This window comes from Methylobacterium sp. A49B (genome assembly GCF_053346215.1).
Genome location: NZ_JBKFBO010000072.1, coordinates 59,155 through 83,377 on the forward strand (window position 1 = coordinate 59,155; position 24,223 = coordinate 83,377).

The following is a 24,223-nucleotide window of genomic DNA, read 5'->3' on the forward strand; positions in this document are numbered from 1 at the left end:
TCGCCGAGGAGACGCCACGATGACCGACCACCTGACCGCCTGGCATGACCGCGCCGAGAGCGTCGCCGCTAACGGCGTCGCCAAGCGGGAGATCCCGGGCGCGGGCGCGAGCCTCGTGCGCGTCGTGGTGCCGGCGGGGATCTCGGCCCCGCGCCACAGCCACGATCACGAACAGTTCGTGCAGGTCGTCTCGGGCTCCGGCGTTCTGGAGACCGAGCAAGGCCGTAAGCCGTTCTCCGCAGGCAGCGTGTTCCACTTCCCCGCTGGAGCGTGGCATGCGGCCGCATTCGACACCGAGACGGTGCTGATCGAGACGAATGTCTCCGCGTGACGCCCGTTAGGTCGGGCCGTCTTCGACGCTTCAAGCGGAGGGTACGGCAGGGGAAGGGGTGTGGTTCGTCACGCGATCGGTCATTCGAGGGGCGAAGCGGAGCCCGGGCGTAGAGCCGCCGACGCGGCAGGTTCTGAGCTCTAAGGGGACCCGGCTCGTCTGCGCCGGCGCGGAATGAGAGCCGGGAATGCCCTTCGCTTCCTAAAACCGGTAATCCCCAGGCACACGAAGCCCTTCGACAGGAACTCTCTGCTGGACTGCGGCAAATTATTCTTGGACGCGGTCCAAAATGCCTGTGCTTGGCCTGAAGGTCTGGCCCGTGTAGGAATCGGTGCTTCAACGCCCGCCCGTGCACGCCGACGAAAGGCCGGGCATCGCCCCTATCAGAACAGAGGCAGACCATGAGCGCCGGTACCGCCGCCGACAAGCATTTCTCCAACAGCTTCTTCGCCGCCCCCCTCACGGACGCCGATCCCGAGATCGCCGAGGCGGTGGCCAAGGAACTCGGCCGCCAGCAGCACGAGATCGAGCTGATCGCCTCGGAGAACATCGTCTCTCGCGCCGTGCTGGAAGCGCAGGGCTCTGTGCTGACCAACAAGTACGCCGAGGGCTATCCGGGCCGGCGCTACTACGGCGGCTGCCAGTTCGTGGACATCGCCGAGGACCTCGCCATCGAGCGCGCCAAGCGCCTGTTCGATTGCGGCTTCGCCAACGTGCAGCCGAACTCGGGCTCCCAGGCCAACCAGGGCGTGTTCCTGGCCCTGATGCAGCCCGGCGACACCTTCCTCGGCCTCGACCTCGCCGCCGGCGGCCACCTCACCCACGGCGCCCCGCCGAACGTCTCGGGCAAGTGGTTCAAGCCGGTCTCCTACACGGTGCGCCGTGACGACCAGCGGATCGACATGGAGCAGGTCGCCCAGCTCGCGCAGGAGCACAAGCCGAAGGTGATCATCGCCGGCGGCTCGGGCTACCCGCGCCACTGGGATTTTGCGAAATTCCGCGAGATCGCCGACTCGGTCGGCGCCTACTTCATGGTCGATGCCGCGCACTTCGCCGGGTTGATCGCGGCCGGCGTGCACCCGTCGCCGTTCCCGCACGCCCACGTGGTCACCACCACGACCCACAAGACCCTCCGCGGCCCGCGCGGCGGCATGATCCTGACGAACGACGAGGCGCTCGCCAAGAAGTTCAACTCGGCGATCTTCCCCGGTCTCCAGGGCGGCCCGCTGATGCACGTGATCGCCGGCAAGGCCGTGGCCTTCGGCGAGGCGCTGAAGCCCGAGTTCAAGATCTACGCCCGTCAGGTGGTGGAGAACGCCAAGGCGCTCGCCGACACGCTGATCTCGGGCGGCTACGACATCACCTCGGGCGGCACCGACAACCACCTGATGCTGGTCGACCTGCAGCGGAAGGGCCTCACCGGCAAGGCGGCGGAAGCCGCGCTGTCGCGGGCGCACATCACCTGCAACAAGAACGGCGTGCCGTTCGACCCGCAGAAGCCGACCATCACGTCGGGCATCCGTCTCGGCACCCCGGCCGGCACGTCGCGCGGCTTCGGTGTCGCCGAGTTCAAGCAGATCGGCGGCTTCATCGTCGAGGTGCTGGACGGCCTCGCCGCCAAGGGTGAGGCGGGCGACAGCGCGGTCGAGGCCGACGTCAAGACCCGCGTCCACGCGCTCACCGACCGGTTCCCGATCTACGGCTGAGGCCGGGGAACGCCTGCGCGGGGCCGGCCTTCCGGGCCGGCCATGAGTGGATTAGGAAACGGCCGCGGATCATCGGTTCGCGGCCGTTTCCATGCCCGAGTAACAGACCCATGCGCTGTCCCTATTGCGGCGGCTCCGAGACCCAGGTGAAGGACTCGCGGCCCTCCGAGGACGGCGCCGCGATCCGCCGCCGCCGGGTCTGCCCGGACTGCGCCGGCCGTTTCACCACCTTCGAGCGAGTCCAGCTGCGCGAGGTCGTGGTGCTCAAGCGCTCGGGCAAGCGCGTGCCCTTCGACCGGGACAAGCTCCAGCGCTCCATCGACGTGGCTCTGCGCAAGCGCGCCGTCGACCCGGAGCGGATCGAGCGTCTGGTCAGCGGCATCACCCGGCAGCTCGAGAGCGCCGGCGAGCCGGAGGTGACCTCCGAGGCGATCGGCGAGCTGGTGATGGCGGGGCTCAAGGGCCTCGACGACGTCGCCTACGTGCGCTTCGCCTCGGTCTACAAGAATTTCCGCGAGGCCAAGGATTTCGAGACGCTGCTCGGGACGCTCGGCGACGGCACGCTGGCGCCCGATATCGAGCCGTCGCCCGAGCCGGAGCCCGAGGCGCCGCGCCGTCGCCGGTCCGCGCGCCCATGAGACCGGCGTCATGAGCGACGACGCGACCTTCATGCGCCTCGCCCTGGCGCTGGGCCGGCGCGGCCTCGGCACCACGTGGCCGAACCCGTCGGTGGGCGCCGTCGTGGTCGAGCCGGATACGGGGCGCATCCTCGGGACCGGGGCGACCGCGCCGGGCGGGCGCCCGCACGGGGAGCCCCTGGCGCTCGCGGCCGCCGGCGCGGCCGCCCGCGGTGCGACCCTCTACGTCACCCTGGAGCCCTGCTCCCATCACGGCCGCACGCCGCCCTGCACCGAGGCGATCCTGGCCGCCGGGGTCGCCCGGGTGGTCAGCGCGATCGAGGATCCGGACCCCCGGGTCGCGGGACGCGGCCACGCGCTCCTGCGCCAGGGGGGCGTGGCGGTCGAGACCGGGCTGATGCGGGCGGAGGCGGCGCGCGACCATCTCGGCCACGTCACCCGGGTGACGCGGGGCCGCCCGGCCCTGCACCTCAAGCTCGCCCGCACCCGGGACGGATTCTGCGCGGCCGCCGGACCGGAGCGCCTGCGGATCACCGGGCCGGTGGCCGATGGCGCGGTCCACCTCTGGCGGGCGCATGCCGACGCGATCCTGATCGGCATCGGTACGGCCCGCGCCGACGATCCGTCGCTCACCGTGCGGCTGCCGGGACTCACCCGGCGTTCACCCCTGCGGATCGTCCTCGACACGCACCTGCGGCTCACGCCGGCCAGCGTGCTGGCCCGGACCGCCCGCGACACGCCGACCCTGGTGCTCACCACGCGCTCCGCGCCAGCCCATGCCAGGCGCGCCCTGGAGGCGCTCGGCGTCGAGGTCGCCCTCGTCGCCGCCGACACGGCCGGCGGGATCGACCTGTCGGCCGCCCTGGCGCTTCTCGGTGCGCGGGGCCTGACCCGCCTGTGCAGCGAGGGCGGGCCCCGCCTTGCGGACGCGCTGGCGCGGGCCGATCTGATCGAGGCCTGCACGCTGGTCACCGGGCCGGCGGAACTCGGCCCGGCCGGCGGCCTGCCGGCGCTGGGGCCCGCCCTGACGGCGGCGCTGGCGGACGGCTTTCGGGAAGCCGAGCGGCTCCGGCTCGGACCCGACGAGGCCGTGACCTACGAACGCGACAGGACGTAAGCGATGTTCACGGGACTCGTCAGCGATGTCGGCACGGTGGTCTCGGTGGCGGGCGAAGGCGACCTGCGCCGGATCGTGATCCGCGCCTCCTACGATCCGGCCACGATCGCGCTGGGCGCCTCGATCGCCTGTTCCGGCCCCTGCCTCACGGCGGTGTCGGTGGAGCCGGCCGAAGGCGGCTGCGTCTTCGCGGTGGACGCCGCCGCCGAGACGCTGGCGCGCACCACGGTCGGCGCCTGGGCGGCGGGCACGCGGATCAACCTCGAACGCTCGCTGAAGATAGGCGACGAACTCGGCGGCCACCTCGTCACCGGCCATGTCGACGGCCTCGCCGAGATCGCGGCGCGCGAGAGCGTCACGGCCGATGCCTGGGGCGCCAGCGAGCGCTTCACCCTGCGCGCGCCTGCGAGCCTGGCCAAGTTCATCGCCGAGAAGGGCTCGGTCTGCCTCGACGGCACCTCGCTCACGGTGAATTCGGTCGAGGGCGACCTGTTCTCGGTGCTGCTCATCCCCCACACGCTGCAGGTCACCACCTGGGGTGAGCGGCGGCAGGGGGACCGGCTCAACCTGGAGGTCGATCTGATCGCCCGCTACGCTGCCCGGCTCGCCGAGGCGCGGTCCGGCTGATCCGGTCGACTTTGCGAGCGCAGCGAAGCAAGGACGGCGGACGGCGCCTCAGCGCGGCGGGATCGAGTAGGTGCCGGTGGCGTGGCAGACGAGGTCGGGGTTGCCCACGGCGGTGATCAGCACCTCGCCGACGGCCAGACGACGGCCGAGCTTGAGCAGGCGGCACTCCGCCAAGAGATCGCCCGAGGCGGGCTTGCGCAGGAAGTTGAAGCTGAGGCTCGTGGTCACGGCGAGCGCCACCGGGCCGATATTGGCGAGGATCGCCGCGTAGAGGGCGTAGTCGGCGAGCGCCATCATGGCCGGGCCCGACACGGTCGCGCCGGGGCGCAGGAAGCGTTCGTGAGCTTCGAGCCGCATCCGGGCCGAGAGCGGGCCGACATCTTCCAGATGGTAGGCGCGGCCGCCCGCCTGCATCTGGGGGAATTCGTGGTCGAGGAAGTCGCTGGTCTCGGCGAGGGTCAGGATCGTGGCGGTCATACGTGTTTGCAGCATGGCCGGGACAACGAGGCAATCACCCGAGGCCATTCCGAGCCAAACACCTCATCCTGAGGTGCCGGAGCGTCAGCGCAGGCCTCGAAGGAGCCCTCCAGGGATCGCGCGGCTGGCTGGAGGGCTCCTTCGAGGCCCGCTGCGCGGGCACCTCAGGATGAGGCGTACGGGTTGGATCCCTGTCAGAAGAAGATCGGCCGCGCGCTGGCGCCGATCTCACCCAGCACCGTGCCGGTGGCCGGCTCGATTTCCTTGAGCACCACGTCGTAACCCCAGAGGTCGGCGAGGTGCTGCAGGACCCGCTTGGCGTCATCCTTCTGCAGGGTGATCCGGTTGATCGCCTTGTGGTGCAGGATCAGGCGCCGGTCGCCCTCAAGGTCCACATCCACCACCTCGATATCGGGATCGAGCCACGCCACGTCGTATTGGCGCGCGAAGGACCGGCGCAGCTTGCGGTAGCCGCGCTCGTCGTGGATCGCCTCGACCCGCAACTCCGGCTCCTCGGGGTCGTCGACCACGTGGAACAGGCGCAGGTCGCGCATCAGCTTGGGCGAGAGAAACTGCTGGATGAAGCTCTCGTCCCGGTAATTCTCCCAGCAGTCGCGCAGCACCGCCATGGCGTCGCCGGTGCCGGCTATGTCGGGGAACCACGCCCGGTCCTCCTCGGTCGGCTGCTCGGTGATGCGGGCGATGTCCTGCATCATGGCGAAGCCGATCGCGTAGGGGTTGTGGCCGCCGTAGGAGCGGTCGTCGTAGTTCGGCTGGCGGATGACGTTGGTGTGGGATTGCAGGAATTCGAGGTAGGCCGCCTCGGTGATCTGCCCGGATTCAGACAGAGCGTTCATGATCCGGTAGTGGCAGTAGGTGGCGCAGCCCTCGTTCATCACCTTGGTCTGGCGCTGCGGGTAGAAATACTGTGCCACGAGGCGGACGATGCGCAGGATCTCGCGCTGCCAGGGGCGCAGTCTCGGCGCGACCTTCTCGAGGAAATAAAGAATATTCTCCTGCGGCAGCTCCAGCAGCGCCTTGCGCCGCTCCGCCGCCACGTCCGGGCGCGCCGTGCCGATCTTCTGCGGCAGGGTCCGCCAGAGGTCGTTGTAGATCTGCTCGCCGTGCTCGATCCGCTCGCGCTCCCGTCGCTGCTCGGAGGCGAGGTCCGGCCGCTTCTTGCGCGGGTAGCGGTGGACGCCCTGGCTCATCAGCGCGTGGGCCGCGTCGAGCACCTGCTCCACCGCCTGGTGGCCGTAGCGCTCCTCGCAGCGGCTGATGAAGCCCTTGGCGAAGTCGAGGTAGTCCAGAATCCCTTCTGCGTCGGTCCACTGCCGGAACAGATAGTTGTTCTTGAAGAAGTGGTTGTGACCGAAGGCGGCGTGCGCGATGACCAGCGTCTGCATCGTCGCCGTGTTCTCCTCCATCACGTAGGAGATGCACGGATCGGAATTGATGACGATCTCGTAGGCAAGCCCCATCAGGCCGCGGCGGTAGCCGGCCTCGTGCTGGGCGAAGTGCTTGCCGAACGACCAGTGCTTGTAGAACAGCGGCATGCCGATCGACGCGTAGGCGTCGAGCATCTGCTCGGCCGTGATGATCTCGATCTGGTTCGGGTACCACGACAGGCCGAGCTGCGGCCCGGCCACCGCCTCGCAGGCGTCGTGGATGCGGCGGATCGTGTCGAAATCCCAGTCGTTGCCGGTGAACAGGGGCTTATCGACCTTCACGGCCGGCGCACTCACCTTGGATCGGCTCAGGCTGGTCACCATGAAAACCTCATCGCATTCTCCTCTCCCTTGTGGGGAGGGGACAAACCTACGCCTCCGCCTCGGCGCGGCCTTCCTTGCGGCCGAACAGCTCGCGGAAGACCGGGTAGATCTCCCGGCGGTGGTTGACCTTGCGCATCGCGATCGGGCCGCCGGCCTTGGCGATCGCCTCGTAGGTCCGCCACAGGGTGGTGCGGTGCTCCACGAAGCCGGCGCGGGGGCCGTTCTCGTCGCCCACCTCCAGGTAAGCGAAGTGCTGGCAGGCCGGCAGGATGTGCGAGCGCAGCAGCTCCGTGGAGGTCGGCCCGTCCGAGGAGACGTTGTCGCCGTCCGAGGCCTGCGCCGCGTAGATGTTCCAGTCGTTGGGATCGTAGCGCTCGGCGATGATGCGCTTCATCTCGACCAGCGCCGACGAGACCAGGGTGCCGCCGGTCTCGCGGGAGCCGAAGAAGGTCTCCTCGTCCACCTCGGTCGCCCGGTCGGTGTGGCGGATGAACACGATCTCCACGTGCCGGTAGCGGCGCGTCAGGAAGATGTGCAGCAGGATGTAGAACCGCTTGGCGAGGTCCTTCATGTGCTCGGTCATCGAGCCGGATACGTCCATCAGGCAGAACATCACGGCCTGCGCGATCGGCCGCGGATAGGGCTCGAACCGGCGGAAGCGCAGGTCGATTGGATCGACGTAGGGGATGCGTTTCGAGCGCTCGCGCAGCTTGAGGAGCATCTGTTCCAAGTCGAGCCGCTCGGGATCGCCCTCGGACAGCGCGTCGAGCTTCGCCTCCAGGGCCGCCACCTCGTCGGGCTTGGGCCGCTTGAGGGCGATCCTCCGAGACATCGAGTTGCGCAGGGTGCGGGTCAGCGCGAGATTCGCCGGCGAGCCCGTCACCGTGTAGCCGGCCCGGCGCAGGCCCTCCGTCTCCACCACCGCGAGGCGGCGCTTGGCGAGGTCCGGAAGCTCCAGATCCTCGAGGAAGAGTTCCAGGAACTCCTCGCGGGTGAGCACGAAGCGGAACGCGTCCTCGCTGTTCTCGCCGCCCTCCCCGCCCTCGCCGGAGCCGCGCCCACCGCCACTGCCCGGCGGCCGCTCGATCGTGTCGCCCTCCACGTAGGTCTTGTTGCCGGGCAGGATATGGTCCTGCAGCCCGGTGCCGGGCTGGCGGGAGAAGCGCGGCTCGCGCACGCCGTCGGCCGGCACGGTGACGCGGCCGTCCTTGCCCAGATCCTTGATGTCCTTCTCGCGGGCGGATTCGCGCACGGCGCGCTGGGCCACGTCCTTCACGCGGCGTAGGAAGCGCTGGCGGTTGGGGAGGCTCTTGCCGCCCGGGTTCAGACGTCGGTCGACGATGTGCATCCGCTGCAAAAACCCTCGTCCGCGTGTGCCGGCCGGGTCCGGACCCTGATCGTACCATGCCGTTGCCGGAGGAAAGGATCCCTCGTTCGCAGCTGGCCCCAGATCTTCACCGGCCGGTCGTCCGAAACTGTGGCGGCGGAGGGTCGGAACAGGGCCCGGCCGAACCGGACCCCGTCATCCCTCAGCCGGCCTGCTTCACCCGCATGTACCACTCCACCAAACGGCGGACCTGCCGCTCGGTGTAGCCGCGCGCCACCATGCGCTCGACGAACTCGCCGTGCTTCTTCTCGGTCTCGCCGTCCTTCTTCGAGCCGAAGGAGATCACCGGCAGCAGCTCCTCCACCTGCGAGAACATCCGCCGCTCGATCACCTCGCGCAGTTTCTCGTAGCTGGTCCAGCTCGGGTTGCGGCCGCCGTGCTGCGCCCGGGAGCGCAGGGCGAACTTCACCACCTCGTTGCGGAAGTCTTTCGGGTTGGCGATGCCCGCCGGCTTCTCGATCTTGGTCAGCTCCTGGTTCAGAAGCTCGCGGTTCATGAGCTGACCGGTCTCGGCGTCCTTGAAGTCCTGGTCCTCGATCCAGGCGTCGGCGTAGTCGATGTACCGGTCGAACAGGTTCTGCCCGTAATCGTGGTACGATTCGAGGTAGGCCTTCTGGATCTCGTGACCGATGAACTCCGCGTAGCGCGGGGCCAGCTCGGTCTTGATGAATTCCAGGTACTTCTTCTCGGTCTCGGGCGGGAGCTGCTCGCGGCGCAGCGACTGCTCCAGCACGTACATCAGGTGCACGGGGTCGGCCGAGACCTCGGTGGTGTCGTGGTTGAAGGTCGCGGCCAGCACCTTGAAGGCGAAGCGGGTGGAGATCCCGTCCATGCCCTCGTCGACGCCGGCCGTGTCCTTGTACTCCTGCATCGAGCGGGCGCGGGGATCGACCTCGCGCAGGGACTCGCCGTCGTAGACCCGCATCTTCGAGAAGACGTTGGAATTGGCATGCTCGCGCAGGCGCGACAGCACCGAGAATCGCGCCAGCATCTCCAGCGTGCCGGGCGCGCAGGCCGCGTCCGACAGCTCCGAGCCGGAGATCAGCTTCTCGTAGATCCGCTGCTCCTCGGTGACGCGCAGGCAGTACGGGACCTTGATCACGTAGATCCGGTCGATGAAGGCCTCGTTGTTCTTGTTGGTCTTGAATGACTGCCACTCGGCCTCGTTCGAGTGGGCCAGGATCACGCCGGTGAAGGGAATCGCGCCGATGTTCTCGGTGCCGACGTAGTTGCCCTCCTGCGTCGCGGTGAGCAACGGGTGCAGCATCTTGATCGGCGCCTTGAACATCTCGACGAACTCGAGGATGCCCTGGTTCGCCCGGTTCAGGCCGCCCGAGTACGAGTAGGCGTCGGGATCGGCCTGCGACAGGGTCTCCAGGCGGCGGATATCGACCTTGCCGACCAGCGAGGAGATATCCTGGTTGTTCTCGTCGCCCGGCTCGGTCTTGGCGATGGCGATCTGGCGCAGGCGCGAGGGCCGGACCTTGATCACCTTGAACCGCGAGATGTCGCCGTTGAACTCGTCGAGGCGCTTCAGCGCCCAGGGGCTCATCAGGCCGGTCAGCCGCCGGCGCGGGATACCGTAGCGGCGCTGGATCTCCTCGCCCATGGTCTCGGGGTCGAACAGGCCCAGCGGACTCTCGAAGACCGGCGAAACCTCGTCCCCGGCTTTGAGTACGTAGACGGGGTGAACCTCCATCAGGAGCTTCAGCCGCTCGGCCAGCGACGACTTACCGCCGCCCACCGGTCCGAGCAGGTAGAGGATCTGCTTGCGCTCCTCCAGCCCCTGCGCGGCGTGGCGGAAGAACGAGACGATCCGCTCGATCGTCTCCTCCATGCCGTAGAACTCGCGGAAGGCCGGATAGGTCCGGATCGTCCGGTTCATGAAGATCCGGCCGAGGCGCGAATCCCTTGCGGTGTCTACGAATTCGGGCTCGCCGATCGCCGCCAGGATGCGCTCGGCGGCCGAGGCGTACATCAGCGGCTCGTCGCGGCAGGCCTCAAGATACTCGGAGAGCGTCATCTCCGTGTCGCGGCGGGCCTCGTACCCTCGGGCGAAGCTCTGGAAAAGGTCGTTCGTCGCATGCATGGGCATTCGATAACCCTCTCAGACCGTGACAGCTTCATCCTGTCTCGGCTCGGATGCAACCGACAGGCCCGCTTTTGTCGCAGTGCGGCGAGCATGGTGCGCGGCATGTCGATTGCTTGCAACACTGCGTCGACCTGAACGCGGCCCGGACGAGTGTCCGCGCCGCGGCCGAGCGCGTGCGCAAGGCTGCAGGATCAGAGAGATCGCGGATCTCCGTCGCCGTTCACAGATCCGTCCCTTCCTTCTTGGCGTCATCTCCCGATTTGCCACCCGAGGCTGCGACCGTAATCTTGACGGTCTGCGTCTGGACTTGCCCGTCGGAACTCTTGACCTCGAACGTCACTTCGTCGGTCCCGGTGAAGCCATTGTTGGGCTGGTAAAAGAGCGCCTGGACGGCCGCCTCCTTGTTGGGACACCGGTAGCTGGCCGGCGTCTTCAGCTTGCCGACCTTGGTGATGACCGAACCGTTCTTCGGGGATCCGGAAACCTTGAACTCCGGCATCGGGCCAGGAGAACAATCCTTCTTGAGATTGGGTGCGATCTCGAGGCGTACGGTCTTGCCGGGGGCGACCGTCTTGGTCCGGCTGGTCGGCGACTGGGCCAGCGCCGGCCCGACGAGAGCCAAGCTCCCCACGAGCAGCGCGGCGAGCGGACGATGGGCGATCATGGCAGCGTCTCTCCGGTGCCGACCCGGGAGCTGTGTCCGGACGCCTGTCCGGATGCCCCGTTCATCGGTGGCGTGCATGTGGGGACGCCGCCGACTGCCGTCGAGGGCTTGGGCGTCGGGTTAATTCTGCAGCGCCGCCGCGACGATGCCGGTGACGCGCGCGATCTGCGCCGCGTCGAACTCCTCCGCCAGGGCGGTGGCGAGCCGCGCCTCGACCCGCGCGCGCTCCCCCGCATCGGCGGTCGGCACGGGGGGGATCTCGTCCTCGGCCAAGCGGCAGACCCGGCGAATCGTCTCGGCGGCCGCGAGCAGCTTCTCGCGATCGGTCGGCCCCATCTCCCAGAGTGGATGGCGCAGGCGGCTGATCACGCGCTTGGCGTCGCGGTACTCCCGATCGACGCCGGTGGCGGCCTCGATCTGGCTGACGAGGAACATCAGTTCCAAGACTTCGGACGCCGCTTCCGGGCAGGTGCGGACGATCCGCATGATGCGGGCCATCAGTTCCTGGCTGGGCGACAGCTTGGATTTGGGCGCGGCCATGCGGGCGACAACGCGAGTTGCTGCCGAAGGTTCGCCTTCCGCACGTTGTGACAGGCCGGGTGCGGCAGCGGGGCCCGGCAAACCGGCCGGATCGGGTCTCGCACCTCCTCGTCGGACGGTCTCGTCAGACGTCCTCGGTGGCCGTCTCCAACCCATCGAGCAGGGCGCGGCAGGCACGCAGCTCGGCCAGAACCTCTGCCAGGACGGCACGGTCCGGATCTGCAAGCGCGCCGCTCCGCCCCCCCGCCTCCGCCTCGGCCTCCTGAAACAGCGGCTCGGCCGCCACGGCCTCGCCGCGACCGACCGCCTGGACGAAGCGGACCCCGTGGTCCTTGAGCACCCGCTGCGCCCCCGCGATCGTGTAGCGCCGGACGTGGAGCAGGTGGCGGATGCCGGCGACGAGCTCGACGTCCTGCGGCCGGTAGTAGCGCCGGCCCCCGGCCCGCTTCACCGGACGGATCTGACCGAAGCGGGTCTCCCAGAACCGCAGCACGTGCTGGGGCACGTCGAGGTCCTCGGCCACCTCGCTGATCGTGCGGAACGCGTGGGGGCTCTTCTCGCCGGCTCCGGCCGGCGGTTCGACGGGCTCTTCGGCGGCGAGGGCTGGCGGCATGGGGCTCTGGCGGATCGGTTCGGGACGGACCGATCTTGCCGGCCCGCAAGGCCGGGCTCAAGCCTCGCCGGCTCTGGAATTCCTCCGCAGACCGAAGATTGAGCCGCGCGCGGCTCCACTCAGTCGTCGTCGTGAGCGCCCGCGCCGTTCAGGCCGTTGATCTTGGCCTTGAGCACGTTGGAGGGCTTGAACACCATCACCTGTCGCGGCTCGATCGCCACCTCAACACCGGTCTTCGGGTTGCGGCCGACGCGCTTGCCCTTGCTGCGCACCACGAAGGAGCCGAACGAGGACAGCTTCACGGTCTCACCACTCGCGAGGCAGCTGCAGATCTCCGACAGCACGGTCTCGACGAGGGCGGCAGACTCGGTCCGTGACAGGCCCACCTGATGGTAAACGGCCTCGCTCAAGTCGGCGCGCGTCACCGTCTTGCCTGCCATGCCGTGTCCCCTCGCCCATGTTCCTCGCCCCCATGGCGCCGGGTGCGGCGATCGAGGCCGCGCCGAACACTGAAGGCGTATCCCTATGATACGGCACGCTAATCGGCGCTCCGCCCCCGGTCAACCGCACGGGGGTGACGAATTGTTTCGCCGGCCTCACCAGCGGATCAGCGCCGCCCCCCAGCTGAAGCCGCCGCCGATCGCCTCGATCATCACCAAGTCGCCGGTCCGGATGCGGCCGTCCCGCCGCGCCACGTCGAGGGCCAGCGGGATCGAGGCCGCCGAGGTGTTGCCGTGGCGGTCCACCGTCAGGACGATCTTCTCCCGGGCGATCCCGAGCTTGTCAGCCGAGGCCTCGATGATCCGGCGGTTCGCCTGGTGCGGCACGAACCAGTCGAGATCCTGAGCCGTCGTGCCGGCCTGCTCGAAGGCCTCGACGATCACGTCGGTCACCTGCCCGACCGCGAATCGGAACACGTCGCGGCCCTCCATGCGCAGGTGCCCGGTGGTGCCGGTCGAGCCCGGCCCGCCGTCGACGTAGAGCTTCTCCCGATGACGGCCGTCCGAGCGCAGGCTCGAACTGAGGACGCCCCGGCCCTCCGCCCCCTCCTGCGCCTCCAGCACGATGGCGCCGGCGCCGTCGCCGAAGAGGACGCAGGTGGTGCGATCCTCCCAGTCGACGATCCGCGAGAAGGTCTCGGCGCCGATCACCAGCGCCCGGCGGGCCGCCCCGGTGGTCAGGAACTTGTCGGCGGTCGAGACCGCGAAGACGAAGCCGGCGCAGACGGCCTGGAGGTCGAAGGCCGCGCCCTGGTGGATGCCGAGAGCCGCCTGGATCTGGGTCGCGGTGGACGGGAAGGTGTGGTCCGGTGTCGAGGTCGCGCAGATGACCAGATCGATGTCATCCGCCGTCAGGCCGGCATCGTCGAGGGCGGCCCGCCCGGCCCGGGTGCCGAGCACCGAGGTGGTCTCGCTCTCGGACGCGATGTGGCGCTGGCGGATGCCGGTGCGCTGGACGATCCATTCATCGGAGGTGTCGACCCGCTCGGCGAGGGCGGCGTTCGTCACCACCGCGTCGGGCAGGCTCGATCCGGTCCCGACCACCACCGAGCGCAGGTTCGGGGCGCGCCGGTTCTGCTCGGGATCTGTGCGGAGGGTTGCCATCTGTGTCCTTCCCGGACGGTTGCGGCCTCACAATTCCCAGTTGTGATGCCGGGACCGCCCGATTTCCATCCCGTCCGGCGACGGGCTCTCAAGCCGGGACCGGCCGGTCAGGCCGGCACCGGCCGATCAGGCCGGCACTGGCCGGTCAGGCCGGCGCGAGGGCCGATGTCTGGTCGAGCATCTCGCGGATCGTGCGGATCATGTCGTGGCGGGCCATGTCGTGCGCCAGATCGATCGCCGCCGCGAAGCCCTGCGCGTTCTCTGAGCCGTGGCTCTTGATGACGATCCCCTCCAGGCCGAGGAACACGCCGCCGTTGGCCCGGCTCGGATTCATCTTGTCCTTGAGCGCCCGGAAGGCCTGCCGGGCGAACAGCGCGCCGATCTTGGCGGCGAGCGTCCGGGTCATCGCGGCGCGCAGGTAGGTGGCGATCTGCTTGGCGGTGCCCTCGGCGGTCTTGAGGGCGATGTTGCCGGTGAACCCCTCGGTCACCACCACGTCGACCGTGCCGCGGCCGAGATCGGTGCCCTCCACGAAGCCGTGGTAGCTCAGGCCCGGGCTCTCCATCTCGCGCAGGATCCGGGCGGCCTCCTTGACCGCCTCGTTGCCCTTCATCTCCTCGGTGCCGACATTGAGCAGGCCAACGGTCGGACGGTCGAGGTCGAACACGATGCGGGCCATGGCCGAGCCCATGACGGCCATCTCGACGAGGTGCTCGGCGTCGGTGCCGATGGTGGCGCCGACGTCGAGCACGACGCTCTCGCCGCGCACGGTCGGCCACAGGCAGGCGATGGCCGGGCGCTCGATGCCCGACATGGTCTTCAGGCAGATCTTCGACATCGCCATCAGGGCGCCGGTGTTGCCGGCCGACACGCAGGCATCGGCTTGGCCGTCGCGGACCGCCTGGATCGCCTGCCACATGGAGGACTTGCCCCGGCCCTGGCGCACCGCCTGGCTCGGCTTGTCGTCCATCGCCACCGCCACGCTGGTGTGGCGAATCTCGACGCAGTCCTTGAGCCGGGGCTCGTTGGCGACCAGCGGCGCGATGACGGCCTCGTCGCCGAACATCAGGAAGGTGGTGCCGGGATGGCGCTCGCGGGCGAGCGCGGCGCCGGGCACGACGGTGGTGGGCCCGTGGTCGCCGCCCATGGCGTCGAGCGAGATGCACACGCGTTGGGACATGTCGTTAGCGGATCGCGGATCTCGGCGGGGGATATGGCGGGACAGGCCCCGCCGGGCGCGGCGGACCATAGCGATACCGGCCCGGCGGGCAAATGAAATCGGGCGGCGCGCGGTTCCGTTCTCCGCCCGGTGGCGCTCAGGCAGCACTCAGGCGGCAGCCCCGGCACGGTATCCGGCAGCGTGCGCTGCACGACCGCGCCCCTTCGCGTGGTGGCCTGCACCCGCTCCCGGACGGGTGGTGCGAACCGGAGCCTGATCCCGGCCCGACGATCGGCCGCGCGGCGGCGCCGCCTATCCCACCAGCCTCGGCAGCGGCGCGGACGACCCGTCCGGCACCGCCGTCCGGGCGACGTTCATGGTCATGGCCAGCAGCGCGTAGTAGCCGTTGATGCCGGTCAGATCGATCGCGCCCTGCGCACCGAAGCGCGCCTCAACGGCCGCGTAGGTCGGGTCGCTCACCGCACGGTTATGCATCAGCTCCGTCGAGAAGGCGTAGGCCAGGGCCTCGTCGGCGCTCATGGTGTCGGGCCGGCGCCCCTCGGCCAGGGCCTGCGCGGTCTCGGGCGCGACGCCGGCCTTGAGGGCGATCGGGTGATGGATCGCCCACTCCACCGGCTGGCTCCATTCCCGGGCCACGATGAGGATCGCGAACTCGCTGATCCGCAGCGGCAGGGCACTGCCGTAGCGCAGGTACAGCCCCATCCGGCTGGCGCAGAGCATCAGCTCCGGGCTGCGCAGCAGCGGAACGAACGGCCCGAAGACCGGGACGCCGCGCTCGGCCGAAAACGCCGCCGCCGCGGCGGCCTGCGCCTCCGTGAGATCCCCCGCCGGGATTTCCGGCATGCGCTCCGCGCTGGTCTGGCCGCTCGCCATGGCGTCTCCTCGCTTCCCTATCCCTGGCGCGCTCTGGATTTCCGGCCCCACTGCGCCTAGACCGTAGGGGCTCACCGGCACGACCCGCGCCCGGAGCGGGCCGCGATCCCTACCGCCAGCGAGGCTTACGGCTTTGGCCCTCCCCGTCAACGAACGCCGGCGCATCATGCTGCTCACGGGCGCGAGCCGGGGCATCGGCCACGCCACCGTCAAGCGCTTCTCGGCCGCGGGCTGGCGGGTGATCACCTGCTCGCGCCACGCCTTCCCGGAGAACTGCCCCTGGGAGATGGGCCCCGAGGACCATCTCCAGGTCGACCTCGCGGATGCCCAGGACACGGTCCGCGCCGTCGAGGAGGTCCGGGGCCGGCTCGCCGCCGAGGGCGGCGTGCTGCACGCGCTGGTCAACAATGCCGGCATCTCGCCCAAGGGACCGGAGGGCGAGCGCCTCGGCGCGCTCGCCACCGAGTTCGATGCGTGGCAGCGGGTGTTCCAAGTCAACCTCTTCGCCACGATCCTGCTCGCCCGGGGCCTGCGCGAGGAACTCGCCCGGGCCAAGGGCTCGATCGTCAACGTGACGTCGATCGCGGGCTCGCGCGTCCACCCCTTCGCGGGGGCGGCCTACGGCACGTCCAAGGCGGCGCTAGCCGGCCTGACCCGCGAGATGGCCGCCGATTTCGGGCCGCTGGGCGTGCGGGTGAACGCGATCTCGCCCGGCGAGATCGACACCTCGATCCTGTCGCCCGGCACCGAGAAGCTGATCGAGCAGATCCCCCAGCGCCGCCTCGGCACCCCGGACGAGGTCGCCAAGGCGATCTACTTCCTGTGCACCGAGGCCTCGTCCTACGTGAACGGGGCCGAGCTGCACATCAACGGCGGCCAGCACGTTTGACCAGAGCGCGCCTCGCCGACGCGGCGTCCGGTTCGACGCAGGCGCGTACGGACAGGCGCGCGGACAGACCGGACGCGGCGGCGCGTGGCCGTGACGTCCGGCGCCGGGCGCTCCTCGCAGTCCTGCTCCTGTGCGCGCTCCCGCCCGCCACCGCGCGGGCCGAGCCCGCCGTCCGGATCCTCGACCTGCCCTTCAAGGTGCGCGCCCTGCGCGGCCCCCGCAGCGAGGCCGCGGTCTCGGTGGCGACCTCCGGCCTCCTGCCGATCACCGGCGCGACGGTGAGTCAGCAGCCCGGCGACGAGGAGAGCGCACCGCTCGCCGTGGCCTGGGGCGACGCGGGCGGCGCCGTGCTGGCGCTGTCCGGCGGCACCGTCACGGTCCGCCCGATCGGGCCGGAGGCGGTGGAGGGGCTTACCGCCGCCGAGACGCCGCGCGGAGCCCTGCCCGGCTCGCGCCGGGCGCTGTCCGGGCCGATCAGCGCCTATCTCACCGGGCGCACCCGCGCCGCCGACGGCAGCGAGGCCGCCTCCGTCCTGACGATCCGCGAGCGCCAGCCGATGGCGGTCAGCACCGATCCGAAGCCGGTGCCGGTGGCCACCGTCACGGTGCCGGCGGGGGGCGAGGTGGTGTTCGCGCCCCTCCGGCCGCGCCTGCTGCGCCTCGGCGACCGCCCGGCACTGCTCGCCACGACGCGCTCCGGCGCGGATTCGGGCGGGCTCGTCCTGATCGGCCGTCCGGCGGGCGGCACCTGGGCGGTCACGGCGCGCACGGACCCGCAGCCCGGGCCGCCCCTCAAGATCGCCGGGATCGCCGACTTCGCCGGGTCCGGCCAGATCCAGGCCGCGACGGTGAGCGCGCGCGGCCGCCTGCAAATCTGGACGCTGCAGCCCGACCGGATCGAGCCGGCCGGCGCGGCGGAGGGCTACGCCGCCGGCGACGGCGATTCGGACCTCGCGGTCACGGCCCCGGCCGGCGGCAGCCCCGAGCTGATTCTGCCCGTGGCGGGCAAGCCGGAAATCGCCCTGATCACGGTGAAGGGCGCGCCGCGCGAGCGCCTGCGCGTGCCGCTCCCGGCGGCGCCCGAGACCGGCATCGTGGTCCTCGGCGAGGGCGCGGCGGCGCGGATCGTGGTCGGCCTCGCCGACGGGCGGGTGGCTGTGGTCGCCCCCGAGGGAGGGACGCCGTGACCGCGGACGCGCCGGCGGCCGACAGCCGCCTGTTCCCGGCGCGCCCCTTCGTGGGTGCGTCGATCGCGGTGATCCGCGGCGACCGGGTGCTGCTGGCCGCACGCGCCAACGAGCCGATGCGCGGGGTCTGGACGCTCCCGGGCGGCCTCGTGGAAGCCGGCGAATCCCTCGCCGAGGCGGCCCTGCGCGAATTGTCCGAGGAGGTCGGCCTGTCGGCGGCGGTCGTCGGCGTGCTCCCGCCCACCGAGATCATCGTCCGCGACGAAGCCGGGCGCGCCCGGCACCACTACGTCGTCCACCCGCACGCGGCCCTGTGGCAGGGCGGCGAGCCGGTGGCCGGGCCCGAGGCCCTCGGGACCCGCTGGGCGACGCTGGCCGAGGTCGCCACGCTGCCGACGACCCCGGGCCTGATCGACACCCTGCGGGCGGCCTTCGCGCGCGCGGCGCTGCAGGACCGGGAGGCGACGGCGTGAGGCGCCCGGCATCGATCCTGTGCCTGCTCGCGCTCCTCGCCGGGGCGGTTCCGACGCCGGCTCCGGCGCAGCAGCGCGCCGGGCGCCCGGCCGCCCGGGACACCGCCAAGGAGGCCACGAAGGAGGCGCCCAAGGAGGCGAACGCGCCCGCCGACGTCCCCGCGCCCTACGACCGCGACCTGATGCGCATGTCCGAGATCATCGGGGCGCTGGCGTTCCTGCGCGGCCTGTGCGGGACCCCCGACGCCGCGGACTGGCCGGCCCGCATGAAGGCGCTGATCGAGTCCGAGGGCGTGACGCCCGCCCGCCGCGACCGACTGGCCGGGGCCTATAACCGCGGCTACCGCGGCTACGCGCTGACCTACCGGGTCTGCACGCCGGCCGCCCACGAGGCCGCCGCCCGCTACGTCGCCGAGGGCGACCGGCTGTCGCACGCGCTGGCCGGCCGGTTCGGCGGGTGAAACAAGGGGGTGATGCAGGGGGAACACACCCCGCGCCGATGCCGGCAATGCATCGGATTTGAGTCCCCGCGTTAACCGATCTGAAATTCCCGGCTGGCCGAGCCGCCGGGACCCGCCTATCATCCGTCCTGTCCACCGGGTCTCGTGCCCGGCGAAACGGAAGTGTCGGGCCATGCAGCACATCTCTCACACCGCCCCCATCGAGGTCGATGTCGAGGAGAAGCGCGTCGCGCTGAGTTACGTCTCGGAAGCGTTCGCGGAGGGCTGCCTCGACGGGCTCGACGGCGATTGCATGGCCCAGGCCGCGCTGTTCGCGGCCTTCCAGGAACTGGTGACCACCTACGGCGAGGAAGCGACGGCGCGCTACGCGGAAGGATTCCCCGAGCGCATCCGCGGGGGCGCCTTCACCACGACCCTCCAGCACTGAGGTGCGCGGCGCGGACGGTTGAGGCGGGCGCGGGCAGCGCCTACGTCCCGGCTCCACGGTCCGGCATGCCGGACCGCCCCCGTCGCGTGAGGAAGAGCCTGCCATGCCTGTCGCCCTGCTGCCGGACCGCGCCCTGGTCGTCGTCACCGGCCCGGACGCCACCGCGCTGCTCCAGGGCGTGCTGACCTGCAATGTCGAGACGCTGCAGGCCGGCGAGGCCCGGCTCGGCGCCCTGCTGACGCCGCAGGGCAAGATCCTGTTCGATTTCCTCGTCTCGCGGATCCCGGACGGGTTCCGGTTCGACGTGCAGGCCGATCGGGCGGCCGATCTCGCCAAGCGCCTGACGCTCTACCGGCTGCGCGCGCAGGTCACGATCGCCGCCGACCCGGCGGTCGCGGTGGCGGCCGCCTGGGACGGCGCCGTGCCGGCCGCGGCCGAGGCGGTCGCCGATTCCCGCCACGCCGATCTCGGCGCCCGGCTCTACGCCGAGGCGGGCGCCTTCTCGGCGGACGCCGCGGAGGCGGATTACCACGCCCACCGGATCGCCCTGGGCATCCCGGAGGGCGGGCGCGACTACGCCTTCAGCGACGCCTTCCCCCACGAAGCGCTGATGGACCAGCTCGGCGGCATCGACTTCCGGAAGGGCTGCTACGTCGGCCAGGAGGTGGTGTCGCGCATGCAGCACCGGGGCACGGCCCGGACCCGCATCCTGGCGGCCGCCTACCCGGAGGGGGCGCCCGCGCCGGGCACCGAGATCACGGCCGCCGGCAAGGTGCTGGGCACCACCGGCGGCGTGGCGAGCGGTCGTGGCCTCGCGACGGTCCGCCTCGATCGCCTGGGCGATGCTCTGGCGGCCGGCGAGACACCGCTCGCGGGCGACCGGCCGGTACAGTTGGAGCGGCCAGGCTACGCGACCTTCGCGATGCCCGAGGCGGCGGCAGGCGCGGCGGGTTGAACATCGTGCCGCTTCGCGGCTTCGCTGCACGATGGCGTTCTGCTCCTGTTCTCGTTAAACCGGGCGTATGTCCGAGACCGGCCTGATTCACCATCCCGATGGCTGCACCCGCTGCTGGTGGTCCGGCCTCGACCCGCTCTATGTCGCCTATCACGACACCGAGTGGGGCGTGCCCGAGCGCGACGGCCGCGCCCTCTACGAGAAGCTGATCCTCGACGGCTTCCAGGCCGGCCTGTCGTGGATCACCATCCTGCGCCGCCGCGAGGGTTTTCGCGAGGCCTTCGCGGGCTTCGACCCGGAGCGGATCGCGCGCTTCACCGACGCGGACGTGGCGCGGCTGATGGCGGATGCCCGCATCATCCGCAACCGCGCCAAGATCCAGGGCACCATCGCGGGCGCCCGGGCCTGGCTGCGGATCGAGGAGCGCGGCCCCGGCTTCGCGCGCTTCCTGTGGGATTTCGTGGACGGGCGGCCGATCCAGGGCACCGCCCGGACCCGCGCCGAGATCGCCACCGAAACCCCGGTCTCCCGGGCGATCGGCAAGGCGCTCAAGGCGGAGGGATTCTCCTTCTGCGGACCTACCATCGTGCACGCCTTCATGCAGGCGGTGGGCATGGTCAACGACCACCTCGTCGGCTGTCACCGGCACGGCCCCTGCGCGGAGCTGGGGCGGACCCCGTGAGCGGGCCGGCGCCCCGCGCGTGGCAGCGGATGCTCTCCGGCCGCCGCCTCGACCTCCTTGACCCAGCGCCCCACGACATCGCGGTCGCCGACATCGCCCACGGACTCGCCCGGGTCGCTCGCTGGAACGGCCAGACGCGGGGCCCGCACGTCTTCTCGGTGGCCCAGCACAGCCTGCTGGTCGAGGCGGTCGGCCGTCACATCGCCCCCGGCTGCACCGCGGCCGAGAGCCTGGAATTGCTGCTGCACGACGCACCGGAATACGTGGTCGGCGACATCATCTCCCCGCTCAAGGCGGCGATCGGCGATGCCTATCGTGGGGTCGAGCTGCGCCTGCTCGCCGCCATCCGCCGCCGGTTCGGGCTGGCGGAGCCTTCGCCGACGCTCGCTGCACTGGTGAAGCGGGCCGACCGATGCGCCGCCCATCTGGAGGCCGTCCGCCTCGCCGGCTTCGCGCCCGACGAGGCCGCCCTCTATTTCGGTCAGGCCGCGGACCTGCCCGATCCGGTCCTGGCGCTGGCGGAACCCTGGCCGACCGCCGAGGCCGAGGCCCGCTTCCTCGACCGGTTCCAGGATCTGTGCCGGACCTGACGCGCCCGCCCTCGATCCGTCACGATCCCGCGCCACTGGCCACGGCACCATGCCGACTCTCCACGTCTGCCCCCTCTCGCGCCTGTCCGAGACCGTCGCCGCCACCGGCGCGAGCCACGTGCTCACGCTGATCAACGTCGGCACGCCCCTGGAACGGCCCGCGGTGATCGACGCCGCGAACCACGCCGTCATCGGGGTCAGCGACATCGCGACGGCCCGGGACGGGCACGTCCTGCCGGCGGAGGAGCACGTCGCCCGCGTGCTCGACTTCGTCCGGGGCTGGCCCCGGGAGAAGCCCCTCGTCGTCCACTGCTACGCCGGAATCAGTCGCTCGACCGCCGCGGCCTACATCGCGGCCTGCGCGCTGGCGCCGGAGCGCGACGAGGACGCGATCGCCGACACCCTGCGGGCGGCGTCCCCGTCCGCCACGCCCAACCCGCTCTTCGTCGCCATCGCCGACCGGATGCTCGGGCGCGAGGGCCGCATGGTCGCGGCCATCGCGCGGATCGGCCGCGGGGCCGACGCCTTCGAGGGCACGCCGTTCTGCCTGACGCTGGTGTGAGGACCCTGCCGGTTTCCGGGTGTGGCGCAAACGCCGCCGCCCCGGTTCAAAACTGGCCCGCGGGGGCTGGCGCCCCCCGCGCCTGGGTTGTAGCCGCGGGGTCTACCGCCTTAGAACCTCCCCAAAGGAAGTATCAGGGATGACCACGAGCAGACCCGAGGTGGCCCCCGCCGCCGGCGACCTGCCCTTCGAGAAGGCTCTGGAGCAGCTCGAGGAAATCGTCCGACGGCTCGAGCGGGGCGACGTGCCGCTGGACGAATCGGTGGCGATCTACGAGCGCGGCGAGGTGCTGAAGAAGCATTGCGAGGCGCTCCTCAAGCGGGCCGAGGCGCGGATCCAGCGGATCACCCTCGGCTCCGACGGGCGGCCCGAGGGCGTGGCGCCGCTCGATATGTCCTGAGGCTCGGCGGTCCGACCGATCCTGTCCGATAGAGGTTGATGCCGTGGCGATTACCCCCGAGCAGAGCGCGCTCCTAGACCGTATCCCGAACCCTGCTGCGTTGCGCGGTCTTCCGGAGTCGGAGCTGCAGGCGGTGGCGGACGCGGTGCGGGCCGAGATGATCGACGCGGTCTCGATCACGGGCGGCCATCTCGGCTCCGGGCTGGGCGTGGTCGAGCTCACGGTCGCGCTGCACCACGTGTTCGACACCCCCGACGACCGCATCGTCTGGGACGTCGGCCACCAGTGCTACCCGCACAAGATCCTCACCGAGCGCCGCGACCGCATCCGCACGCTGCGCCAGGGCGGCGGCCTGTCGGGCTTCACCAAGCGCTCCGAGAGCGTCTACGACCCCTTCGGCGCCGCCCACTCCTCGACCTCGATCTCGGCCGCGCTCGGCATGGCGGTCGCCCGCGACCTCGACGCGGCCTCCGCCAAGCAGAAGGGCCAGGCGCGCAAGCGCCGCAACGCCATCGCGGTGATCGGCGACGGCTCGATGTCGGCCGGCATGGCCTACGAGGCCATGAACAACGCCGGCGCCCTGCACTCGCGCCTGATCGTCATCCTCAACGACAACGACATGTCGATCGCCCCGCCTGTCGGCGCCATGTCGGCCTACCTCGCGCGGCTCGCCTCGGGCGGCACCTACCAGTCCCTGCGCGAGACCGCCAAGCAGCTCGGCAAGCTCCTGCCGAAGGCGCTCTACCAGCGCGCGGCCGCGGCCGAGGAGTACGCCCGCTCGCTCGTGGTCGGCGGCGGCACCATGTTCGAGGAGATGGGCTTCCACTACGTCGGTCCCGTGGACGGGCACAACCTCGACCACCTGCTGCCGGTGCTGAAGAACGTGCGCGACGCCGAGCACGGCCCGATCCTGCTGCACGTGGTCACCCGCAAGGGCAAGGGCTACGCGCCGGCGGAAGCCAGCGCCGACCGCTACCACGGCGTGGTCAAGTTCGACGTGGTCTCAGGGGTGCAGGCCAAGGCCAAGCCGAACGCGCCGGCCTACACGCGGGTGTTCGGCGAGAGCCTGATCAAGGCGGCGGACGCCGACGACCGGGTGGTGGCGATCACGGCCGCGATGCCGGGCGGCACGGGCATCGACCTGTTCGGCAAGGCGCATCCGGACAAGACCTTCGACGTGGGCATCGCCGAGCAGCACGCGGTGACGTTCGCGGGGGGGCTGGCGACCGAGGGCTACCGTCCGTTCGTGGCGATCTACTCGACGTTCCTGCAGCGGGCCTACGACCAGGTGGTGCACGACGTGGCGCTGCAGAACCTGCCGGTGCGCTTCTGCATGGACCGTGCGGGGCTGGTGGGGGCGGACGGGGCGACGCATGCCGGCGCGTTCGACCTGGCGTATCTGTGCTGCCTGCCGAACATGACGGTGATGGCGGCGGCCGACGAGGCCGAGCTGGTGCACATGGTGGCGACCGCGCACGCGCACGACACGGGCCCGATCGCGCTGCGCTACCCGCGCGGCGAGGGTGTCGGCGTCGAGCTTCCGGAGCGGGGCGAGGTGCTGGCGATCGGCAAGGGCCGTGTGGTGCGGCGGGACGCGGAGGCGCGGGTGGCGATCCTGAGCCTGGGCACGCGGCTTTCGGAGGCTCTGAAGGCGGCGGACACGCTGGCCGAGCAGGGCGTGGCGGTGACGGTGGCGGATGCGCGGTTCGCCAAGCCTCTGGACGAGGCGCTGGTCCTGGAGCTTGCGCGGGACCACGAGGTTCTCCTGACGATCGAGGAGGGCTCGCGGGGCGGGTTCGGCGCGATGGTTCTGCACCTGCTCGCCGAGAAGGGCGCGCTGGACGCGGGGCGGGTGCGGGTCCGGACGATGACCTTGCCGGACGCCTACCAGGACCACGACAGCCCGGAGAAGATGTACGCGCAGGCGGGGCTCGACGCCGCCACCATCGTCAGGACCGCGCTCGATACGTTGCCGG

The 24,223-nt window shown here is 70.8% G+C and carries 27 protein-coding genes; 16 read left to right on the top strand and 11 right to left on the bottom strand.

Annotation, left to right across the window (positions count from 1 at the left end; genetic code table 11):
• The first annotated feature begins 19 nt into the window (after positions 1-19).
• The 5 genes from ACLBX9_RS08700 to ACLBX9_RS08720 all read left to right on the top strand — a co-directional run bounded on the left by ACLBX9_RS08700 (position 20) and on the right by ACLBX9_RS08720 (position 4,419).
• A complete protein-coding gene (locus tag ACLBX9_RS08700; RefSeq protein ID WP_010681911.1) occupies positions 20-331 on the top strand; it encodes a cupin domain-containing protein in 312 nt (103 codons plus the stop codon).
• A gap of 401 nt (positions 332-732) precedes the next feature.
• Positions 733-2,037: a serine hydroxymethyltransferase gene (glyA, locus tag ACLBX9_RS08705; RefSeq protein ID WP_010681912.1), complete on the top strand. Its 1,305-nt coding sequence runs from the start codon at positions 733-735 to the stop codon at positions 2,035-2,037.
• A 110-nt stretch (positions 2,038-2,147) separates the two neighbouring features.
• Entirely contained in the window at positions 2,148-2,675 is a 528-nt protein-coding gene (gene nrdR / locus ACLBX9_RS08710) for a transcriptional regulator NrdR (RefSeq protein ID WP_010681913.1), read from the top strand.
• 10 nt (positions 2,676-2,685) lie between these two features.
• On the top strand, positions 2,686-3,792 hold the full coding sequence (gene ribD, locus ACLBX9_RS08715; RefSeq protein WP_447718650.1) for a bifunctional diaminohydroxyphosphoribosylaminopyrimidine deaminase/5-amino-6-(5-phosphoribosylamino)uracil reductase RibD: 1,107 nt from the start codon (positions 2,686-2,688) through the stop codon (positions 3,790-3,792).
• A gap of 3 nt (positions 3,793-3,795) precedes the next feature.
• The gene (locus ACLBX9_RS08720; protein WP_010681915.1) at positions 3,796-4,419 is read left to right on the top strand and encodes a riboflavin synthase; all 624 of its coding nucleotides are present in this window, start codon (positions 3,796-3,798) and stop codon (positions 4,417-4,419) included.
• 48 nt (positions 4,420-4,467) lie between these two features.
• On the opposite strand, the gene ACLBX9_RS08725 is transcribed toward ACLBX9_RS08720, so the two are convergent.
• The 11 genes from ACLBX9_RS08725 to ACLBX9_RS08775 form a co-directional block, all read right to left on the bottom strand.
• Positions 4,468-4,896, bottom strand: a complete 429-nt coding sequence (locus tag ACLBX9_RS08725) for a PaaI family thioesterase (RefSeq protein WP_039892120.1) — start codon at positions 4,894-4,896, stop codon at positions 4,468-4,470.
• A gap of 194 nt (positions 4,897-5,090) precedes the next feature.
• The gene (locus ACLBX9_RS08730) at positions 5,091-6,668 is read right to left on the bottom strand and encodes a SpoVR family protein (protein WP_010681917.1); all 1,578 of its coding nucleotides are present in this window, start codon (positions 6,666-6,668) and stop codon (positions 5,091-5,093) included.
• Between the two features lie 46 nt (positions 6,669-6,714).
• Positions 6,715-8,016: a YeaH/YhbH family protein gene (locus ACLBX9_RS08735; RefSeq protein ID WP_010681918.1), complete on the bottom strand. Its 1,302-nt coding sequence runs from the start codon at positions 8,014-8,016 to the stop codon at positions 6,715-6,717.
• 181 nt (positions 8,017-8,197) lie between these two features.
• Entirely contained in the window at positions 8,198-10,150 is a 1,953-nt protein-coding gene (locus ACLBX9_RS08740; RefSeq protein WP_010681919.1) for a PrkA family serine protein kinase, read from the bottom strand.
• A 217-nt stretch (positions 10,151-10,367) separates the two neighbouring features.
• On the bottom strand, positions 10,368-10,811 hold the full coding sequence (locus ACLBX9_RS08745) for an Ig-like domain-containing protein (protein ID WP_010681920.1): 444 nt from the start codon (positions 10,809-10,811) through the stop codon (positions 10,368-10,370).
• Between the two features lie 120 nt (positions 10,812-10,931).
• Complete coding sequence (locus tag ACLBX9_RS08750; RefSeq protein WP_447718651.1) at positions 10,932-11,351, bottom strand: hypothetical protein; 420 nt, start codon at positions 11,349-11,351, stop codon at positions 10,932-10,934.
• Between the two features lie 124 nt (positions 11,352-11,475).
• Positions 11,476-11,964 carry a MerR family transcriptional regulator gene (locus ACLBX9_RS08755; RefSeq protein ID WP_010681922.1) on the bottom strand — a complete coding sequence of 163 codons (489 nt, stop codon included), beginning with the start codon at positions 11,962-11,964 and terminating at the stop codon, positions 11,476-11,478.
• Between the two features lie 119 nt (positions 11,965-12,083).
• Positions 12,084-12,404 (bottom strand): integration host factor subunit alpha, encoded by a 321-nt coding sequence (locus tag ACLBX9_RS08760; protein WP_010681923.1) that lies wholly within the window; start codon positions 12,402-12,404, stop codon positions 12,084-12,086.
• 156 nt (positions 12,405-12,560) lie between these two features.
• Entirely contained in the window at positions 12,561-13,568 is a 1,008-nt protein-coding gene (locus ACLBX9_RS08765; RefSeq protein WP_447718652.1) for a beta-ketoacyl-ACP synthase III, read from the bottom strand.
• Positions 13,569-13,713: 145 nt separating this feature from the next.
• On the bottom strand, positions 13,714-14,748 hold the full coding sequence (plsX, locus tag ACLBX9_RS08770; RefSeq protein WP_039892122.1) for a phosphate acyltransferase PlsX: 1,035 nt from the start codon (positions 14,746-14,748) through the stop codon (positions 13,714-13,716).
• A gap of 291 nt (positions 14,749-15,039) precedes the next feature.
• Positions 15,040-15,621: a carboxymuconolactone decarboxylase family protein gene (locus tag ACLBX9_RS08775; RefSeq protein WP_447718653.1), complete on the bottom strand. Its 582-nt coding sequence runs from the start codon at positions 15,619-15,621 to the stop codon at positions 15,040-15,042.
• Between the two features lie 166 nt (positions 15,622-15,787).
• Here ACLBX9_RS08775 and ACLBX9_RS08780 point away from each other — a divergent pair, with 166 nt between their 5' ends.
• The 11 genes from ACLBX9_RS08780 to dxs form a co-directional block, all read left to right on the top strand.
• Complete coding sequence (locus tag ACLBX9_RS08780) at positions 15,788-16,510, top strand: SDR family NAD(P)-dependent oxidoreductase (protein WP_039892132.1); 723 nt, start codon at positions 15,788-15,790, stop codon at positions 16,508-16,510.
• On the top strand, positions 16,507-17,697 hold the full coding sequence (locus ACLBX9_RS08785) for a hypothetical protein (protein ID WP_447718654.1): 1,191 nt from the start codon (positions 16,507-16,509) through the stop codon (positions 17,695-17,697). Before ACLBX9_RS08780 ends, ACLBX9_RS08785 begins: the two co-directional genes overlap by 4 nt.
• Positions 17,694-18,170 (top strand): NUDIX hydrolase, encoded by a 477-nt coding sequence (locus ACLBX9_RS08790; RefSeq protein WP_447718655.1) that lies wholly within the window; start codon positions 17,694-17,696, stop codon positions 18,168-18,170. The genes ACLBX9_RS08785 and ACLBX9_RS08790 overlap by 4 nt, the downstream gene beginning before the upstream one ends.
• Positions 18,167-18,631, top strand: a complete 465-nt coding sequence (locus ACLBX9_RS08795) for a TIGR02301 family protein (RefSeq protein WP_447718656.1) — start codon at positions 18,167-18,169, stop codon at positions 18,629-18,631. Before ACLBX9_RS08790 ends, ACLBX9_RS08795 begins: the two co-directional genes overlap by 4 nt.
• Before the next feature lie 172 nt (positions 18,632-18,803).
• Positions 18,804-19,058 carry a hypothetical protein gene (locus tag ACLBX9_RS08800; RefSeq protein WP_447718657.1) on the top strand — a complete coding sequence of 85 codons (255 nt, stop codon included), beginning with the start codon at positions 18,804-18,806 and terminating at the stop codon, positions 19,056-19,058.
• Positions 19,059-19,161: 103 nt separating this feature from the next.
• Entirely contained in the window at positions 19,162-20,013 is an 852-nt protein-coding gene (gene ygfZ, locus ACLBX9_RS08805) for a CAF17-like 4Fe-4S cluster assembly/insertion protein YgfZ (protein WP_010681932.1), read from the top strand.
• Positions 20,014-20,080: 67 nt separating this feature from the next.
• The gene (locus tag ACLBX9_RS08810) at positions 20,081-20,695 is read left to right on the top strand and encodes a DNA-3-methyladenine glycosylase I (RefSeq protein WP_010681933.1); all 615 of its coding nucleotides are present in this window, start codon (positions 20,081-20,083) and stop codon (positions 20,693-20,695) included.
• A 29-nt stretch (positions 20,696-20,724) separates the two neighbouring features.
• Complete coding sequence (locus ACLBX9_RS08815) at positions 20,725-21,285, top strand: hydrolase (RefSeq protein ID WP_447718660.1); 561 nt, start codon at positions 20,725-20,727, stop codon at positions 21,283-21,285.
• A 49-nt stretch (positions 21,286-21,334) separates the two neighbouring features.
• Positions 21,335-21,847, top strand: a complete 513-nt coding sequence (locus ACLBX9_RS08820; RefSeq protein ID WP_010681935.1) for a tyrosine phosphatase family protein — start codon at positions 21,335-21,337, stop codon at positions 21,845-21,847.
• Between the two features lie 139 nt (positions 21,848-21,986).
• A complete protein-coding gene (locus ACLBX9_RS08825; RefSeq protein ID WP_010681936.1) occupies positions 21,987-22,247 on the top strand; it encodes an exodeoxyribonuclease VII small subunit in 261 nt (86 codons plus the stop codon).
• Between the two features lie 43 nt (positions 22,248-22,290).
• Positions 22,291-24,223 (top strand): 1-deoxy-D-xylulose-5-phosphate synthase (dxs, locus tag ACLBX9_RS08830; RefSeq protein WP_447718658.1); only part of this gene is annotated, 1,933 nt, incomplete at its 3' end.

What these genes read in the sequence shown, in the direction of transcription:
- ACLBX9_RS08700 (WP_010681911.1), top strand. Translation starts at nt 20, where the DNA reads ATGACCGACCACCTGACCGCCTGGCATGACCGCGCCGAGAGCGTCGCC.
- glyA (WP_010681912.1), top strand. Translation starts at nt 733, where the DNA reads ATGAGCGCCGGTACCGCCGCCGACAAGCATTTCTCCAACAGCTTCTTC.
- nrdR (WP_010681913.1), top strand. Translation starts at nt 2,148, where the DNA reads ATGCGCTGTCCCTATTGCGGCGGCTCCGAGACCCAGGTGAAGGACTCG.
- ribD (WP_447718650.1), top strand. Translation starts at nt 2,686, where the DNA reads ATGAGCGACGACGCGACCTTCATGCGCCTCGCCCTGGCGCTGGGCCGG.
- ACLBX9_RS08720 (WP_010681915.1), top strand. Translation starts at nt 3,796, where the DNA reads ATGTTCACGGGACTCGTCAGCGATGTCGGCACGGTGGTCTCGGTGGCG.
- ACLBX9_RS08725 (WP_039892120.1), bottom strand. Translation starts at nt 4,896, where the DNA reads ATGACCGCCACGATCCTGACCCTCGCCGAGACCAGCGACTTCCTCGAC.
- ACLBX9_RS08730 (WP_010681917.1), bottom strand. Translation starts at nt 6,668, where the DNA reads ATGGTGACCAGCCTGAGCCGATCCAAGGTGAGTGCGCCGGCCGTGAAG.
- ACLBX9_RS08735 (WP_010681918.1), bottom strand. Translation starts at nt 8,016, where the DNA reads ATGCACATCGTCGACCGACGTCTGAACCCGGGCGGCAAGAGCCTCCCC.
- ACLBX9_RS08740 (WP_010681919.1), bottom strand. Translation starts at nt 10,150, where the DNA reads ATGCCCATGCATGCGACGAACGACCTTTTCCAGAGCTTCGCCCGAGGG.
- ACLBX9_RS08745 (WP_010681920.1), bottom strand. Translation starts at nt 10,811, where the DNA reads ATGATCGCCCATCGTCCGCTCGCCGCGCTGCTCGTGGGGAGCTTGGCT.
- ACLBX9_RS08750 (WP_447718651.1), bottom strand. Translation starts at nt 11,351, where the DNA reads ATGGCCGCGCCCAAATCCAAGCTGTCGCCCAGCCAGGAACTGATGGCC.
- ACLBX9_RS08755 (WP_010681922.1), bottom strand. Translation starts at nt 11,964, where the DNA reads ATGCCGCCAGCCCTCGCCGCCGAAGAGCCCGTCGAACCGCCGGCCGGA.
- ACLBX9_RS08760 (WP_010681923.1), bottom strand. Translation starts at nt 12,404, where the DNA reads ATGGCAGGCAAGACGGTGACGCGCGCCGACTTGAGCGAGGCCGTTTAC.
- ACLBX9_RS08765 (WP_447718652.1), bottom strand. Translation starts at nt 13,568, where the DNA reads ATGGCAACCCTCCGCACAGATCCCGAGCAGAACCGGCGCGCCCCGAAC.
- plsX (WP_039892122.1), bottom strand. Translation starts at nt 14,748, where the DNA reads ATGTCCCAACGCGTGTGCATCTCGCTCGACGCCATGGGCGGCGACCAC.
- ACLBX9_RS08775 (WP_447718653.1), bottom strand. Translation starts at nt 15,621, where the DNA reads ATGGCGAGCGGCCAGACCAGCGCGGAGCGCATGCCGGAAATCCCGGCG.
- ACLBX9_RS08780 (WP_039892132.1), top strand. Translation starts at nt 15,788, where the DNA reads ATGCTGCTCACGGGCGCGAGCCGGGGCATCGGCCACGCCACCGTCAAG.
- ACLBX9_RS08800 (WP_447718657.1), top strand. Translation starts at nt 18,804, where the DNA reads ATGCAGCACATCTCTCACACCGCCCCCATCGAGGTCGATGTCGAGGAG.
- ygfZ (WP_010681932.1), top strand. Translation starts at nt 19,162, where the DNA reads ATGCCTGTCGCCCTGCTGCCGGACCGCGCCCTGGTCGTCGTCACCGGC.
- ACLBX9_RS08810 (WP_010681933.1), top strand. Translation starts at nt 20,081, where the DNA reads ATGTCCGAGACCGGCCTGATTCACCATCCCGATGGCTGCACCCGCTGC.
- ACLBX9_RS08815 (WP_447718660.1), top strand. Translation starts at nt 20,725, where the DNA reads ATGCTCTCCGGCCGCCGCCTCGACCTCCTTGACCCAGCGCCCCACGAC.
- ACLBX9_RS08820 (WP_010681935.1), top strand. Translation starts at nt 21,335, where the DNA reads ATGCCGACTCTCCACGTCTGCCCCCTCTCGCGCCTGTCCGAGACCGTC.
- ACLBX9_RS08825 (WP_010681936.1), top strand. Translation starts at nt 21,987, where the DNA reads ATGACCACGAGCAGACCCGAGGTGGCCCCCGCCGCCGGCGACCTGCCC.